13 protein-coding genes and 1 pseudogene are annotated in these 15,800 nt (G+C 68.0%); 13 read left to right on the forward strand and 1 reads right to left on the reverse strand.

From position 1 onward, the window contains the following. The 4 genes and pseudogenes from AB6A66_RS02470 to AB6A66_RS02485 all read left to right on the forward strand — a co-directional run. Positions 1-163: pseudogene (locus AB6A66_RS02470) on the forward strand (ABC transporter permease); the annotation flags it as partial. After that, positions 160-1,674 carry a sugar ABC transporter ATP-binding protein gene (locus AB6A66_RS02475; RefSeq protein ID WP_371054665.1) on the forward strand — a complete coding sequence of 505 codons (1,515 nt, stop codon included), beginning with the start codon at positions 160-162 and terminating at the stop codon, positions 1,672-1,674. The pseudogene AB6A66_RS02470 and the gene AB6A66_RS02475, both read left to right, overlap by 4 nt. Positions 1,675-2,027: 353 nt before the next feature. Next, entirely contained in the window at positions 2,028-2,273 is a 246-nt protein-coding gene (locus tag AB6A66_RS02480; RefSeq protein WP_371054666.1) for a hypothetical protein, read from the forward strand. 45 nt (positions 2,274-2,318) lie between these two features. Then, positions 2,319-2,969 (forward strand): NAD(P)-dependent oxidoreductase, encoded by a 651-nt coding sequence (locus tag AB6A66_RS02485; protein ID WP_371054667.1) that lies wholly within the window; start codon positions 2,319-2,321, stop codon positions 2,967-2,969. 115 nt (positions 2,970-3,084) lie between these two features. Here the strand turns inward: AB6A66_RS02485 and AB6A66_RS02490 are convergent, their stop codons facing one another. Next, a complete protein-coding gene (locus tag AB6A66_RS02490) occupies positions 3,085-3,717 on the reverse strand; it encodes a TetR/AcrR family transcriptional regulator (RefSeq protein WP_371054668.1) in 633 nt (210 codons plus the stop codon). Between the two features lie 149 nt (positions 3,718-3,866). Between AB6A66_RS02490 and AB6A66_RS02495 the strand changes: the two genes are divergently transcribed. The 9 genes from AB6A66_RS02495 to AB6A66_RS02535 all read left to right on the forward strand — a co-directional run bounded on the left by AB6A66_RS02495 (position 3,867) and on the right by AB6A66_RS02535 (position 15,726). After that, positions 3,867-4,700 (forward strand): xanthine dehydrogenase family protein subunit M, encoded by an 834-nt coding sequence (locus AB6A66_RS02495; RefSeq protein WP_371036774.1) that lies wholly within the window; start codon positions 3,867-3,869, stop codon positions 4,698-4,700. Beyond that, positions 4,697-5,197, forward strand: a complete 501-nt coding sequence (locus AB6A66_RS02500) for a (2Fe-2S)-binding protein (protein ID WP_371036773.1) — start codon at positions 4,697-4,699, stop codon at positions 5,195-5,197. Before AB6A66_RS02495 ends, AB6A66_RS02500 begins: the two co-directional genes overlap by 4 nt. After that, a complete protein-coding gene (locus tag AB6A66_RS02505; protein WP_371054669.1) occupies positions 5,194-7,575 on the forward strand; it encodes a xanthine dehydrogenase family protein molybdopterin-binding subunit in 2,382 nt (793 codons plus the stop codon). Before AB6A66_RS02500 ends, AB6A66_RS02505 begins: the two co-directional genes overlap by 4 nt. Positions 7,576-7,616: 41 nt before the next feature. Next, a complete protein-coding gene (locus tag AB6A66_RS02510; RefSeq protein ID WP_371054670.1) occupies positions 7,617-8,669 on the forward strand; it encodes a C4-dicarboxylate TRAP transporter substrate-binding protein in 1,053 nt (350 codons plus the stop codon). A gap of 84 nt (positions 8,670-8,753) precedes the next feature. Further along, complete coding sequence (locus AB6A66_RS02515; RefSeq protein WP_371054671.1) at positions 8,754-9,323, forward strand: TRAP transporter small permease subunit; 570 nt, start codon at positions 8,754-8,756, stop codon at positions 9,321-9,323. Continuing rightward, positions 9,320-10,648, forward strand: coding sequence for a TRAP transporter large permease (locus AB6A66_RS02520; protein ID WP_371054672.1), 1,329 nt, complete (start codon positions 9,320-9,322; stop codon positions 10,646-10,648). Before AB6A66_RS02515 ends, AB6A66_RS02520 begins: the two co-directional genes overlap by 4 nt. A gap of 243 nt (positions 10,649-10,891) precedes the next feature. Continuing rightward, on the forward strand, positions 10,892-11,881 hold the full coding sequence (locus tag AB6A66_RS02525) for an HlyD family secretion protein (RefSeq protein WP_371054673.1): 990 nt from the start codon (positions 10,892-10,894) through the stop codon (positions 11,879-11,881). Then, entirely contained in the window at positions 11,871-14,597 is a 2,727-nt protein-coding gene (gene rbbA / locus AB6A66_RS02530; protein ID WP_371054674.1) for a ribosome-associated ATPase/putative transporter RbbA, read from the forward strand. The genes AB6A66_RS02525 and rbbA overlap by 11 nt, the downstream gene beginning before the upstream one ends. Positions 14,598-14,601: 4 nt before the next feature. Continuing rightward, positions 14,602-15,726 (forward strand): ABC transporter permease, encoded by a 1,125-nt coding sequence (locus tag AB6A66_RS02535; RefSeq protein ID WP_371036766.1) that lies wholly within the window; start codon positions 14,602-14,604, stop codon positions 15,724-15,726. The last annotated feature ends 74 nt before the right edge of the window (positions 15,727-15,800 follow it).

The raw sequence follows: 15,800 nt of genomic DNA on the forward strand, positions 1-15,800 counted from the left end.
GACGCTCGGCGGCGTGCTGGCGATCCAGATCCTGCGCCGCGGGCTCAACCATATCGGCGCGGACACCGAGACGGTGAACCTCGTGATCGGCCTCATCCTGATCGCGGTGCTCTTCCTCGACCGTCAGCTCAACGTGAGGGGCAAGGAGGCCCTGCGGATATGACCGACAAGACACCGGCGCTCCGGCTCGAGAACATCGTGAAGACCTTCCCGGGCGTGCGCGCGCTCGACGGGGTGTCGTTCGAGGTCATCCCGGGCGAGGTCCATGCGCTCATGGGCGAGAACGGGGCCGGCAAGAGCACCCTGATGAAGGTCCTGGGCGGCATCCACCAGCCGAACGAGGGCCGCATCCTCGTGGGCGAGGCGCCCGTGGTGATGGCGAACCCGCTGGAGGCGAAGGCCAAGGGCATCGTCTTCATCCACCAGGAACTGAGCCTCGCCGAGGAACTCACCGTGGCCGAGAACATCTATCTGGGCGAGCTTCCGCGGAAATCCTTCGGCCGCGTGGACTGGAAGACGCTCTACGCCCGCACCGACGAGATCCTCGCCCAGCTCAAGGTGGGCTTCGACGCGCGCACCGTGGTCGGCACGCTCTCCATCGCGAACCAGCAGATGGTGGAGATCGCCCGCGCCCTGACTGTGGACGCCAAGGCGGTGATCTTCGACGAGCCGACCGCCTCGCTGACCGACGCCGAGAAGGTGGTGCTCTTCGAGGTGATCGAGGACCTCAAGCGCCAGGGCGTGGGGATCATCTACATCTCCCACCGCATGGAGGAGATCTTCAGGATCACCGACCGGATCAGCGTGCTGCGCGACGGGCAGTATCGCGGCACGCTCGTGACGGCGGAGACGAACGAGGACGAGGTGACGCAGCTGATGATCGGCCGCGCGCTCGACCTGTCGCGCAACGAAAACCATGCCGAGCCGGGCGACGTGGCGCTGGAGGTCAGGGGCCTTTCCTGCGGGGATCTCTACCGCGACGTGAGCTTCGAGATCCGCCGCGGCGAGGTGGTGGGGTTCTACGGGCTCGTCGGCGCCGGCCGCACCGAGATCGCCGAGACGCTTTTCGGCCTGCGCGCCCCCTCCGCCGGGCAGATCCTTCTGGAGGGAGAGGAGGTCCGGCTGCATTCGCCCGCCGACGCCATCGCGCGGGGCATCAGCCTCGTGCCCGAGGACCGCAAGGGGCAGGGGCTGGTGCTCGGCATGAACTGCCGGGACAACATGACCTTGCCGCAGGTGAACGACCTGAAGGCCGGACCCTTCGTGGCCGAAGGCGCGGAGGTCGCGATCTTCGATCAGTACCGCGACCGGCTCGACATCCGCACGCCGGGCTGGCGCCAGCTCGTCGGCAACCTGTCGGGCGGCAACCAGCAGAAGATCGTGATCGGCAAGTGGCTGTCGATGCATCCGACGCTTCTGATCGTGGACGAGCCGACGCGGGGGATCGACGTGGGCTCCAAGTCGGAGATCCACAAGCTCATCCGCGATCTCGCGGGGCAGGGCTACGCGGTGATGGTGATCTCCTCGGAGATGCCGGAGGTGCTCCATGTCTCGGACCGGATCGTGGCGATGTATCACGGCGAGCTGATCCGGACCTTCACCTCGGACGAGGTGACGGAGGACAACCTGATCCAGGCGATCTCCGGCATCCGCCCGGACGACAGGGCGGCGTGAGCGGCGGGAGGGCGACCGCGGCCTGCGGCACGGCCGGGCGGCAGACGAGTCCGGACTCCCGCGGTGACTGAAAGTCGGACGCGCGCGGCGGACGGCGATGGAGAGACGTCCGCACCGGCTCCTCGACCAAGACGCATCGGCAAGCCCGCGCCGCTGGCCCCGGGCGACGAACCGCGCTATCCGGCGACGGGACCATCCGCTCGGACCAACTGGACGCGACTCCCCGCAGCCTAGGGCGGCGCGACCTGCTTGCGCTTCGCCAGTTCTGGGGCAGTCTGCTAGACTGGGTCGCCGTGGGCGCGTCGGACCGCGGATGCGTGGCCCGACGGGAAGAAGCAAAGGACATGCCAATCATGGAAGACTGGGTGCGGCCAACCTTGATTCTCGGCGCGGTCGCCGTGCTGCTGTTGCTGAACGTGCTGGAGTTCCGATCCAAGCGGCGCGCGGACCGGGCCGAAACGGCGCGCTTCGCGGACGACGACAGCCCGACGATGTGGTTCGCGCGAAAGCGTCATGCCACGTTGCAGAACATCGAGCAGGTGCTGCACATCATCAACACGGTGCTGATCGCCATCCTGATCGCGATCCTCACCGCGTGAGGAACGGCGCGCTCCGGGAAAGGAACACGCACTGGGTGGACGGACATGAACATCCTCGTCTTCGGAGCAACGGGCGGATCGGGCCGGGCCGTCGTGGCGCGCGCCCTCGACGCGGGGCACGAGGTGACGGCCTTCGTGCGCGATCCCTCGCGCATGGAGGCCGCACCGCGCCTGACCGTCGTCGCGGGCGACGCGACATGCGCGGACGACGTGGCGCGCGCGCTGGCGGGGCACGATGCGATCGTGATCAGCCTGGGGGACCGGCCGAAACCGTTCGACTGGTTGCCCGGACGGCGCCGCGCCGCCTCGAGCCGCGTCTGCGAAATCGGCACGCGGAACATCCTGGCCGCGATGCCGTCGGACGCGCCGCCCCGTATCGTCGTGGTGAGCGCCTTCGGCGTCGGCGACACGCGCGAGACCGCGCCCTGGTATCATCGCCTCTACCTGCGCCTGTTCATGGAGGATCTCATGGCCGACAAGGAGCGGCAGGAAACCTTGCTGAAGAAGGCCGATCCCGACTTCCTGATCGTGCAGCCGGTCGCGCTGACCGACGCGGGGGAGAGCGGCCGATGGACGGCCAGCACGGAGGGCGCCATCGGCAGGCAGCAGGTCTCGCGCGGCGACCTCGCGGCGTTCATCGTGGACGAGTTGACCGAAGGCCGGCACCGGCGGGAAACCGTGGCGTTTTCCGGGTGAACGGTCGCCGGCGCGCCTCGGGCGTGGCGACGGTCCGGTCCGGCAGTGGCGCGCGCCGCCCGCGGGACGGGCCGGGCTGCGGTGACCTGCGCCCGATCCCCGCGCCGCCGCGGCGTCAGTCGCCGGGCCCGATCCCGAAATAGAGCAGGTATTTGTCGATCGCCTTGGCGATCGCGTCCTCGGGGTCCTCGGGGCCGTTCATCCCGTAGATGTGCGTCCTGATCCCGATATAGACGATGCCGCCATGCAGGTTCCAGATATCCTCCATGCTCGGCCGCGCGCCGCCGCGCGCCAGCGCCTCGGTCTCGTCGAGGACCGGGCGGAGAATCACCTCGCCCAGATGCTCGAGATAGCGGTGGTTGAGCGCCGCCCCGGCCAGACCGGAGAACATGAAAATCCGCATCCAGTCGCGCTCGAAGATGAGGGCGCTGTATTCCGTGTAGAACGCGAGCAGCCGCTGCCGCAGCGGCACGGAGCGATCCGTGAGGCGGTCCGGCCAGTCCGGCGACAGCCGGTCGAGGTAGACCTTTTCATAGACCGCTTCGAGGAGGTCGTGCTTCGTCGGGAAGTAGTTGAAAAGTAGAGATTGCGTCACCCCGAGCCGCCTGGCGAGCTGGCGTGTGTTTCCCTCGAGGCCGACCTCGGCGAAGAAGCGCACGGCCTCGGCCACGATCTGCTTGCGACGCTCCTCGGGGGGCATGCGCCGGCGCGCCACGCCTTCGATGGAATGTATGTTTTCGCTGTCCAACCCGGCACCCATGATCCTGCCAGCCCGCCCCTTTAAACACTTTTTCCTTGAAACGCGCATCTTTTTAAAGATCATGCGATCAACAAGGGTGAGCATCCGATCAATAACGCCGGCGACCGGCGCGGGACGCGGATGGGGAGGATTACCGGATGAAGGCATCGGCGGGCGGATATGCCCGGGCCAGGGACGTGCCGCACGCGCTCGACCTGCTGGCGGCGTCGGACGGCGCGGGGCGGATCCTGGCGGGCGGGCAGAGCCTGATCGCGGCGATGAACATGCGCCTGTCGGAAGGCGACATGCTGATCGACATCTCCCGCATCGCCGGTCTGCAGGGCGTCACCGAAGAGGCGGACACGCTGCGCATCGGTGCGCTGACCCGCCACGCCGCGGTCGGGGCCGATCCGCTGATTTCGGCGCACGCGCCGCTGCTGGCGGAGGCGGTGGGCTACATCGCCCATGCCGCCATCCGCAACCGCGGCACGATCGGGGGCGCGCTGGCGCATGCCGATCCGGCCGCGGAGTTTCCCGCCTGTGCCGTCGCGCTGGGCGCGACGATCCATGTCGAGGGCAAGGGCGGCGCGCGAGAGATCCCGGCCGAGGCGTTCTTCGAGGACGTCTTCACCACGGCGCTCGCCGAGGACGAGATCCTGACGGCGATCTCCGTGCCGAAGGCGGAGCCGGGTGAGGTGCAGCTTCTCGAAGAGGTCGCGCGGCGGTCGGGCGACTACGCGCTGACGGGGCTGTGCCTGGTCAGGCGGGCGGAGGGGCACCGCGTGACGGTGTTCTCGGCCGGGCCGACGCCGCTTCTGGCGCGGGACGCCATGGCCGCGCTTGACGGGGGCGACCTCGACGGCGCGGTGGCGGCGCTCGTCGAGGCGCTCGACCCGCCCTCGGACACGCAGGCGAGCGCGTCCTATCGCAGACATCTTGCAGGGGTTCTGCTGCGCAGGGCCTTGGCACGGATCGAGGAACAGAAGGCATGACGGCGGCATTCTCGAACAAGGTCGACATCGAACTCACGGTGAACGGAGAGCCGGTCGAGGCGCGCGTTCCGGCGGGCCAGCACCTGGTGGATTTCCTGCGGCTCGACCTCGGGCTGAACGGGGCGCACGCCTCCTGCGAGCACGGCGTCTGCGGCGCGTGCACCCTTCGCGTCGACGGAGAGGCCGTGCGCGGCTGCCTGATGCTCGCCGCGCAGGCCGACGGCGCCGAGGTCTGGACGGTGGAGGGGCTGACCGATCAGGGAACGAGCGCGGATCTGCAGCAGGCCTTCGTGGCGCGAAACGCGTTGCAGTGCGGCTTCTGCACGCCGGGCATGATCGTCGCGGCCGAGGACCTGCTGGCACGAGGCGATGTGCCCACACGGGCGGCGATCCGCGAGCACCTGTCGGGGAACTACTGCCGCTGCACCGGCTACGAGGCGATCATCGACGCGGTCGAAAGCGTGGCGCGGGCGCGCGCTGGAAAGGATGCCGCATGACCATCCAGTTCGGAAACCCCGATCGGCCCAATTCCTATATCGGCAAGACCGTTCCGCGCCCCAACGCGGAAAAGCTCGTGCAGGGGCGCGGGCGGTATGTCGACGATATCGTGCTGCCGCGGATGGTGCATGTGGCCTTCGTCCGATCGCCGGTGGCCCATGCCCGGATCAGCGGCCTGGACGCCGAGGCGGCGAAAGCGGTGAAGGGCGTTCTGCGGGTCTTCACCGGGGCCGACCTTGCCGATGTCTGCACGCCCTGGGTCGCGGTGCTCGCGCATCTCAAGGGCCTGAAATCGCCGCCGCAGCACGCCATGGCCGTGGACCGGGCCTGCTGGGTGGGCGAGCCGGTGGCGGCCGTCGTCGGCACCACGCGCGCCGCGGCCGAGGAAGGCGCGGCGCTCGTCGATGTGGACTACGATCCGCTTCCGGTCGTCACCGACACGATGACCGCGCTGGATGACGACACGCCGGTGATCCATCCCGACCTCGGCGACAATCTTGCCTTCCGGCGGCTGCACGAGGAAGGCGACGTCGACGCGGCCATGGAAGCGGCGCACAAGGTGGTGTCGGCCCGCTTCCGCACCGCGCGCCATACCGGGGTGACCCTGGAGCCGCGCTCGATCCTCGTCGACTGGAACCCGGCCGAGGAGCAGCTGACGGCCTATCACGCGACGCAGGCCCCGCACATGATGCAGACGGTGTTCGCGGAGCATCTGGGAATCCCCGAGGGCCGCGTCCGGGTGGTCTGCGGAGACGTGGGCGGATCCTACGGGATCAAGGTCCATGTCTATCCCGACGAGATGGCCACCGCCGCCATCGCGAAGGTCCTGGCGCGTCCGGTCAAGTTCATCGCCGACCGGCTGGAAAGTTTCACCACCGACATCCATGCCCGCGATCACGAGATCGAGGCACGGATCGCCGTGGACGCGGAGGGCAAGATCCTCGCCATCGACGTCGACGACTGGACCGGGATCGGGCCCTACTCGGTCTATCCGCGCACCTCGGCCATCGAGGGCAACCAGGTCGTGAACCTGTGCGGGGGCCCCTACGACTTCGCCAATTACAGGGCGCGGACCACGGTCGTGTTCCAGAACAAGACGCCGACCTGCCAGTACCGGGCCGTCGGCCACCCGATCGCCGTGGCGATCACCGAAGGGCTGGTGGACATGGCCGCCGCCGCCATCGGGATGGATCCGGTCGAGATCCGCCGCCGGAACATGTACGCGGACGACGCCTATCCCGTCACGTCGCCCGCGAAGATGAAGTTCGAGGGGCTGTCGCATCACGCCTCGATGGACCGGCTGATGGAGCTGATGGACTACGACGCGCTGCGCGCCGATCAGGAAGCGGCACGCAAGCAGGGCAAGCATCGCGGCATCGGCATCGCGTCCTTCATCGAGCTGACGAACCCCTCTCCGTTCATGTACGGGATCGGCGGCGCGCGCATCTCCGCGCAGGACGGCTGCACCGTCCGCATGGATCCCGACGGCTCGGTCGTGGCGCTGTCGGGCGTGACGGAACAGGGCCAGGGCACGGAGGCGATGCTGTCGCAGATCGTCGCCGAAAGCGTGGGCGTCACGCCCGACAAGGTCCGGATCATCACGGGCGACACCCAGGTCACGCCCTATGGCGGCGGCACCTGGGCGTCGCGCGGGGCGGGGATCGGCGGCGAAGCCGCGCTTCAGGCGGGACGCGCGTTGCGCGGCTCGATCCTCGAGGTGGCGGCGGCGATGCTGCAGTCCGACGAGGGCAGGCTCGACATCCGCGACGGCCAGGTGGTCGACGCCGATACCGGCGAGACGCGGATGCCGCTCGAGGAGCTGGGCCGCATCGTCTACTTCCGTGGCGACACGCTGCCCAAGGGCCTGCCGCGCGAACTGGTCCAGACCCGGCACTTCATCACCATGGACTATCCCTTCGCCTTCACCAACGGCGTCCAGGCCTCCTATCTGGAGGTGGACACGGATACCGGTGTCGTGACATTGCTGAAGCACTGGTGCGTGGAGGATTGCGGCCGGATCATCAATCCGCAGCTCGTCGACGAGCAGATCCGGGGCGGGATCGTGCAGGGCCTCGGGGGCGCGCTTTTCGAGGAAATCCACTACGACGAGGACGGGCAGCTGCTGAACGGCTCGATGGCCGACTACCTCGTGCCCATGGCCGCCGAGATGCCCGACATGATCGTCGGTCACGTGGAGACGCCCACCGCGGAAAGCGAGCTTGGGGCGAAGGGGGCCGGAGAGGCCGGCACTGCCGGGGCCCCTGCCGCGGTGATGAACGCGATCAACGACGCCTTGCGCCCGCTTGGCGCCGAGGTCACCGAAATGCCCTTCACGCCGGAACGCATCCTGCGCGCGCTGGGCAAGATCAACGACTGAACCAGGGGCGCGGGAGGCGCCCCGACAAAGGGAGGAAACGCATGAAGATCACGGCATTCGCGACGGCCACGGCCATACTGACGAGCGGCGCGGCCTTTGCCCAACAGCAGATCACCGTCAACATCGGCTCTTCGCACCCGGAACAGAACATCTGGGTCTACGCGATGAAGAACACGTTCCAGCCCGAGGTGAACCGCATCCTCGCCGAGAACGGCAACGACTATCAGGTCAACTGGGTCGAGAGCTACGCCGGCACGCTCTACAAGTTCACCGACACCCGCGAGGCGGTGATGGACGGCATCGTCGACGTGGGCATGGTCGGCACGGTCTGGGAAGGGGCCAACATGCCGCTTCAGAACGTGACCTACTTCACCCCCTTCGCCACCGAAGATCACCGCATGATCATCGAGATCTTCGACGATCTGTCGGAAAACCTTCCGGCGCTGAAGAACAGCTGGTCCGAGAACGGCATGGTGCATCTCAGCTCGCTCATCACCGACAGCTACGACATCTACGCGACCTTCCCCGTGACCTTGATGGAGGATCTTCAGAACCGCAAGCTGAACGCGCCGGGCACCTCGGCGAACTGGCTGCGCGAGACGGGGGCCACGCCGGTCGACGGGGCGCTGACCACCTATTACACGAACATCCAGACCGGCGTGACCGAGGGAACCCTGTCCTTCGCCTCGGGCATCCGCCCGACCCGGGTCTACGAAGTCGCGCCAGAGCTGACGCGCGTGGGCATCGGGTCGATGTATTTCGGCGGCATCGCGGCCAACGAGGATTTCTTCGACGCCCTGCCGGAAGAGGTGCAGCAGGCGATGCGAGAGGCCGCGCAGGCCACCTCGGTGGCGCATGGGGATTATGTGGCCGATCTTGCCGCGACGGCGATCGACGAGATGCAGGAGGCCGGGCTGACCATTCACCAGCTGCCCGACGAGGAGAAGGCCAAGTGGGTGAACGGCCTGCCGAACATCGTGGAGCCGTGGCTGGAGCAGACCGGCGAGGACGGCAGGATCGTGCTCAAGGCCTATTTCGACGCGTTGCGCGAACGCGGCGCAACGCCGCTGCGGGACTGGGACGAAGGTCTCTGATCGCCTGAAGGCAAGCACTGACAAGGCGATGCCGCCCGTCGCACCGCGCCGGGCGCATCCGTCATGGACGGCGGGATCGTGGCAATGAGCAATGACGACGCGGCCGGGCTGGAAGACGACGACGGCTTCGTTCCGGCCTTTTCCGACGCGCCGGTCGGCGCCGTGCTGGCCACGATCGCGGCGACGCTGTCGGCGATCGGGACCGCCGCGATCGGCGCGCTGATGCTTCTTATCGTGGCGGACGTGATCGGGCGGAATTTTCTGGACGCGCCCGTCACCGGCGTTTCCGAGATCGCCGCCCGCGCGGTGGTCGCGATCGTGTTCCTTCAGGTGCCTGCGGCGATCCTGCAAAAGCGCCTCACGCGCGCCGATTTCCTGCTGCGCCGGATCGAGCGCGTGTCGCCGCGCGTCCTCTGCCTGCTGGAGACGTTCTTCTGCATCGCCGGGGCCGTGGTCTTCGCGCTCATCCTCTGGCCGTCCTGGCCGAAACTCGTCGAAAGCTGGGCGTCGGCCGAATTCTTCGGCGTTCAGGGCGTCTGGACGATCCCCACCTGGCCGTTCCGCCTGATCACCGTGGTCGGATCGGCCGTGGCGGTGCTCTCCGCGCTCTACCGCGCGAGCGAGGAAATTCGAATGATGCGAAGACCGGCATGACCACGCTCGCCTTCGGTTTCGTCCTGATCGCCGTTCTGGTGGCCCTGGTGCTGATGGGCCTGCAGATCGCCTACGCGCTCTTCGGGGTGGCCTTCGTCGGCATCTGGCTGATCCGCGACAATATCGGGCTGGCGTTCCGCATGCTCGAGCTGACCGCCTATTCCGGGATCGCCGATTACCTCTTCGCCACGATCCCGCTTTTCGTGCTGATGGGCCTGCTCGTCAGCGTCTCGAATGTCGGGCGCGACACGTTCGAGGTGGCGGAGGAGTTGCTGCGCCGGATGATCTGCGGGCTCGGGGTCGCGACCGTCGCGGCCAACACCATCTTCGCGGCCGTCACCGGCGTTTCCATCGCGTCCGCGGCGGTCTTTACCCGGGTCGCGGTGCCCGAGATGACGCGCCACGGCTACCGCCCGGCCTTTTCCGCGGGAACGGTCGCGGGCTCGTCCGTGCTGGGCATGCTCATTCCGCCGAGCCTCCTGCTGATCATCTACGGGGTGCTGGCCGAGGTTTCGATCGGCGGCATGTTCATAGCGGGCATCGTGCCGGGCTTCATGCTGGCGGGCGGTTTCGTCGCCATGTTGATCGCCATCACGATCGCCTTTCCGAAATTCGTGCTGATCGATCCCGAGGACACGAAGGCGCGGCGCCTCGACCGGGACCATACCCCGATGCCCGCGGGCGAGATGCTGCGCAAGCTCGTCCCGATCGTCCTGCTCGTGATCCTGGTTCTGGGGGGCCTTTACACGGGCTTCTTCACGCCGACCGAAGCCGGCGGGGTCGGGGCGTTCGGCGCGCTTCTCGTGGCGCTGTCACGGCGCAGCCTCGATCGGAAAAGGCTCTGGAAGGTGATGAAGCAGACCGGCGTCATCTCCGTGTCCATCCTGCTTCTCCTGATCGCCGCGTCCTTCTATTCGCGCATGCTGGCCATCGCCGGGCTGCCCAACGCGATCTCGGGGCTCGTGACCGACTCCGGCTTCGGGCCCTTGGAGTTCCTCTTCTTCTACGCGCTCATCATCCTGCTGATGGGGATGATCCTCGACAGCACCTCGATCCTGCTGATCATGGTGCCGATCGCGGCGCCCATCGCCCAGGGCCTTGGGATCGACCTGATGCATTTCGGCATCGTGACCGTCATCGCGGTCGAGATCGGCCTGCTGACGCCACCGTTCGGCATATCCGTCTTCACCGTACACAACACGCTGAACGATCCGTCCGTGACGGTGGAGCAGGTTTTCGGCGCGACGCTGCCCTTCATCGCGGTGATGCTGATCGTGCTGGTCATCGTGGCGCTGGTGCCGGGAACCGTCACGGTGTTCCTGTAGGCCACATCGCGCCGGCGCCTGCGCTCCGACCCTCCCGCGACATCCCCTCGGCCTGGACCAGACGACCGGGAAGGCCGCGGGAGGTCGGTCCGATCGCTCGCCGATCATCCCGGCCGCGCGGCCCCGTCAAGACGCCGTGCTTTTCCGTTGCCAATTTGTTATGCATGTGCAGCATTCAGAACCTGCGTGCGTGTGGCGCGGCGGCGGGGCCTGCCGCCAGAAGGGTGAGGCAGAGGGCGACCCATGTCCGGCTCGACAAGATTCCTGATCGCGGCGCTCGTGCTGGCTCTCTCCGGGGCGGCGCTCTGGTACGCGGTCTTGAGGGACGGTAACGACCTGCCGCCCGGCTTCGCTAAGGCCAACGGCCGCATCGAAGCCGGGCGCGTCGACGTCGCGACCAAGTTCGCGGGACGTCTTGCCGAAATCCTCGTGAGCGAGGGCGACCGGGTCGAGGCCGGGCAGATCCTGGCGCGCCTCGACGATGCGCATATCAGGGCGCAGCTTCGCGAGGCGGAAGCGCAGGTGAGTTCGGCCCGCCAGACGCTGGCGGAGCGCCGCGCGGTCCTCGAGGAACGCAAAAGCGCCCTCGTTTTCGCGGAAAAGGAACTGTTCCGCGCGCGCGAACTGGGCGAACGCGGCTTCGCGCCGGAGGAACGCATCGATCTTCGCCTGTCCGAAAAGGAGTCCGCCGCCGCGGCCGTGACCTCGGCGAAGGCCGGCATCGCGGCCGCCGAAGCCCAGGTCGAGGCGGCGCAGGCCACCGTCGACCGGTTGCGCGCCGATCTCGAGGATTACGCGCTTCACGCGCCGCGGGCCGGGCGCGTGCAATACCGCCTGGCCGAGCCGGGCGAGGTTCTGGGCGCGGGCACGCGGGTGCTGACGCTGATCGACCTGACCGATGTGGTGATGACCGTGTATCTGCCGACAGGTGCCGCGGGCCGCCTGGCCTACGGTGCCGAGGCGCGGCTGGTGCTGGACGCGGCCCCCGAATACGTCATCCCCGCGAGCGTCAGTTTCGTCGCGGGCGAGGCGCAGTTCACGCCCAAATACGTCGAGACGGAGGAAGAGCGCGAGACCCTGATGTTCCGCGTCAAGCTCCGCATCCCGCCGGAAATCCTCGCCGACTACCAGGATGTGGTGAAGACCGGGGTGCCGGGCGTGGCGCATGTTCGGGTCGATCCGTCCGCGTCCTGGCCCGAAGAGCTGACCGTCCGCCTGCCCGATGCCCGCTGAGCCGGTCGTCGCGGAACTCACCGGTCTCAGCCATCGCTACGGCGCGATCACGGCGCTGGACGATGTCAGCCTGAGCTTCTCCGAAGGGCGCATGGTCGGGCTGATCGGGCCCGACGGGGTGGGAAAATCGACCCTGCTGGGGCTGCTGGCCGGGGTGCGCCGGATCCAGCAGGGCCGCGTCGAGGTGCTGGGCGGCGACATGGCCTGCGCCGCGCGCCGCTCGGAGAGTTTCTCGCGCATCGCCTACATGCCGCAGGGGCTGGGACAGAACCTCTATCCCACGCTGTCGGTCCACGAGAATGTCGATTTCTTCGGGCGGCTCTTCGGACAGGGGGCTTGCGAACGAGAGGCGCGCATCGCGGAGCTGCTGGAAAGCACCGGGCTCGCGCCGTTTTCCGGCCGCCCGGCGGGCAAGCTTTCGGGGGGCATGAAGCAGAAGCTCTCGCTGTGCTGCGCGCTGATGCACGCCCCCGACCTGCTCATCCTCGACGAACCCACGACCGGCGTCGATCCGCTGTCGCGCAAGCAGTTCTGGGAACTGATCGACCGGCTGCGCGAGCGTCGTCCGGAGATGACGCTGGTCACGTCGACCGCCTACATGTCGGAGGCGGAACGCTTCGACCGGCTGGTGGCGATGGATGCGGGCCGGGTGCTGGCCACCGGAACGCCGGACGAGTTGCGCGGCGAGGCCGGGGCCGACACGCTGGAAAAGGCGTTCATCGCCTTCCTGCCGCCGGAAAAGCGCGAGGGCCATGGCGAGGTGCACCTGCCGCCGCGCCCCGAAGGCGACCGCTCCGTCGCGATCGAGGCCGAGGGCCTGACCAAGCGGTTCGGTGACTTCACCGCCGTCAACGATGTCAGCTTTCGCATCGAGAAGGGCGAGATCTTCGGCTTTCTGGGCTCGAACGGCTGCGGCAAGACCACGACCATGAAGATGCTCACGGGCCTGCTGGAGCCGACGGAGGGCCACGCGGAACTTTTCGGAAAGCCGGTCGACAGCTCAGACCTCGCGACGCGGCGGCGGGTCGGCTACATGTCGCAATCCTTCTCGCTTTACGCGGAACTCTCGGTGCGGCAGAACCTCGTGCTGCACGCGCAGCTGTTCCAGCTGAGCGCCGCGCGGCAGCGCGAGCGGGTGGCCGAGCTGCTGGAGCGGTTCGACCTCGGGGACGTCGCCGGCAGCCGCCCCGCGAACCTGCCGCTCGGCGTGCGCCAGCGCCTGCAACTCGCCGTCGCCGTGCTGCATGAGCCCGAGATGCTGATCCTGGATGAGCCCACCTCCGGCGTCGATCCGGTGGCGCGGGACCGTTTCTGGGAGTTGCTGATCGCGCTGTCGCGGGACGACGGGGTGACGATCTTCATCTCGACCCATTTCATGAACGAGGCCGAGCGCTGCGACCGGATCTCGCTGATGCATGCGGGAGAGGTTCTGGCGGTCGGCCCGCCCGGCGACCTGCGCGACCGCCGTGACGCCGAGAGCCTGGAAGAGGCGTTCATCGCCTATCTCGAGGAGGCCGCCGACGACGCCACGCCCGAGCAGGCGCCGGATCCGGGTTCGGAGCGGACAGGCGCCGGGCACCGGCGCGGCCTCTTCTCCATGGCGCGGTCCTGGGCCGTCGCCCGGCGCGAGGCGATGGAGCTCGGGCGCGACCCGATCCGGCTGGCCTTCGCCCTGCTGGGGCCGGTCATCCTCATGATCGCCGTAGGCTTCGGCATCTCCTTCGACGTCGAGGACATCAACTACGCCGTCGTCGACCAGGACCGAAGCGCCGAAAGCCGCATGCTGGGGCGCCAGTTCTCGGGTTCGCGGTATTTCCTCGAGCAGGCCGAACTGGACACGCCCGCCGGGATGGACGCCCTGCTGCGGCGGGGCGAGATCACCATGGCGCTGGTCATCCCGCCCGACTTCGGCCGCGACCTGCTGGGCGGCGACGACCCCGAGGTGGCGCTGTGGCTCGACGGGTCGAACACGGTGCGCGCCGAAAGCGCGCGGCGTTACGCCGAGGCCGCCTTCGCGGGGTTCCTGAGCGAACTTGCGCAGATCGAAACCGGGCGTGTGCCCACGCTTTATCCCGCGGCCATCGAGCCGCGCTTTCGCTACAATCAGAGCTTTTCCTCCGATTACGCCATCCCGCCGGGGGTGCTGATGATGATGCTGATCATGATCCCGACGATGATGACGGCGCTGGGCATCGTGCGCGAAAAGGAGCTCGGTTCGATCACCAATCTCTACGCGGCCCCGGTCCGGAAGCTGGAATTCCTGATCGGCAAGCAGGCCCCCTATGTCGCCGTGGCCATGATCAGCTTCGTGATCCTCGTGGGCATGCTTCTTGCGGTGTTCGGATTGCGGATCGAGGGCAGCCTGCCGGCGCTGGTCCTGGGCGCCCTGCTCTACACGGTGGCGGCGACGGCCTTCGGGCTGGTGATCTCGACCTTCGTGCGCAGCCAGATCGCCGCGATCTTCGGCAGCGCGATCATCGTCATCATCCCGACGGTCAATTTCTCGGGGATGCTCTACCCCGTCTCGACGCTGGACCCGCTGACCCGGACGATCGGGCAGTCCTTTCCGCCGTTCTACTTCCAGCGGATCAGCACCGGCGTGTTCAACAAGGGGCTCGGGGCCGGTGATCTCTGGCTCAACCACCTTGCCCTCGCAGGGTTCTGCGTGCTGTTCTGGGCGCTTGCGGCGTTGCTGCTGAAAAAGCAGGAGGCTTGAGGCGATGCGCGCTCTTCGCAACATCTTCCGCCTCGGCCTCAAGGAACTGTGGAGCCTGTTCCGGGACCCGGTCCTGATGGCGCTGGTGGTCTACACCTTCACCGCGGCGGTCTACGCCGTGGCGCACGGCGTGCAGACGGAGGTGCGCAACGCCGCGATCGCCGTGGTCGACGAGGACAGGTCGACCCTGTCGGGCCGTATCCGCGGGGCTTTCCTGCCGCCGCAGTTCCGCGACGCCGACCTCATCGGGATCTCCGAGATGGAGCAGGCGCTCGATACGGGGCGCTACAGCTTCGTGCTGCACGTGCCCGCGCGGTTCGAGGCCGACGTGCTGGCCGGGCGCCAGCCCTCGCTGCAACTGAACGTCGATGCGACCGCGATGACGCTGGCGGGCAACGGCACGGCCTACATCCAGCGGATCGTCCAGGACGAACTGGCCGTCTTCCTGTCGGGCGACGACGCCGGCACCGCCCTTCCGGCGAGCCTCGTGCCGCGGGCGCGGTTCAACCCGAACCTGCAGTCGCAATGGTTCTTCGCGGTGATGCAGGTGATCGGCAACGTCACCATCCTGTCGGTGGTGCTGTCGGGCGCCGCCGTGATCCGGGAGCGCGAGCACGGCACGATCGAGCACCTGATGGTGATGCCGGTCACCGCGCTGGAGATCATGCTGGCCAAGATCTGGGCCAACGGGCTGGTGATCGTCGCCGCGGCGGTGCTTTCGCTTCTTGTTGTGGTCGAGGGGCTGATGGGCATTCCGGTGCCGGGGTCGATCCCCGTCTTCGCCGTCGGCGCCGCCGTCTATCTCTTCGCGGTCACGTCGCTCGGGATCATGCTGGCGACCTTCGCGACCACGATGCCGCAATTCGGGCTGCTCGCGATCCCTGTCTTCGTCGTTCTCTACCTGCTCTCGGGCGGGGTGACGCCGCTGGAGGCGATGCCCGACCTGCTGCGCAACCTGATGCAGCTGTCGCCCGCCACGCATTTCACGAGTTTCGCCGAGGCGGTCCTTTACCGCGATGCCGGACTGCTTCTTGTGTGGAAGGAACTCCTGGCCGTCGCCTGCATCGGCGGCGTTTTCCTCGCCCTCGCCCTCAGCCGGTTTCGCGGGACGATGGCGGCCGCACGCTGAGCGCGCGACCTGGGCACGCGCCGGCCGGCGGCGATGTTCCGGTCTCGGCGACCGGCGGCGAAGGCGGGCTTTCA

This window comes from Rhodosalinus sp. K401 (genome assembly GCF_041365735.1).
Classification (GTDB): domain Bacteria; phylum Pseudomonadota; class Alphaproteobacteria; order Rhodobacterales; family Rhodobacteraceae; genus Rhodosalinus.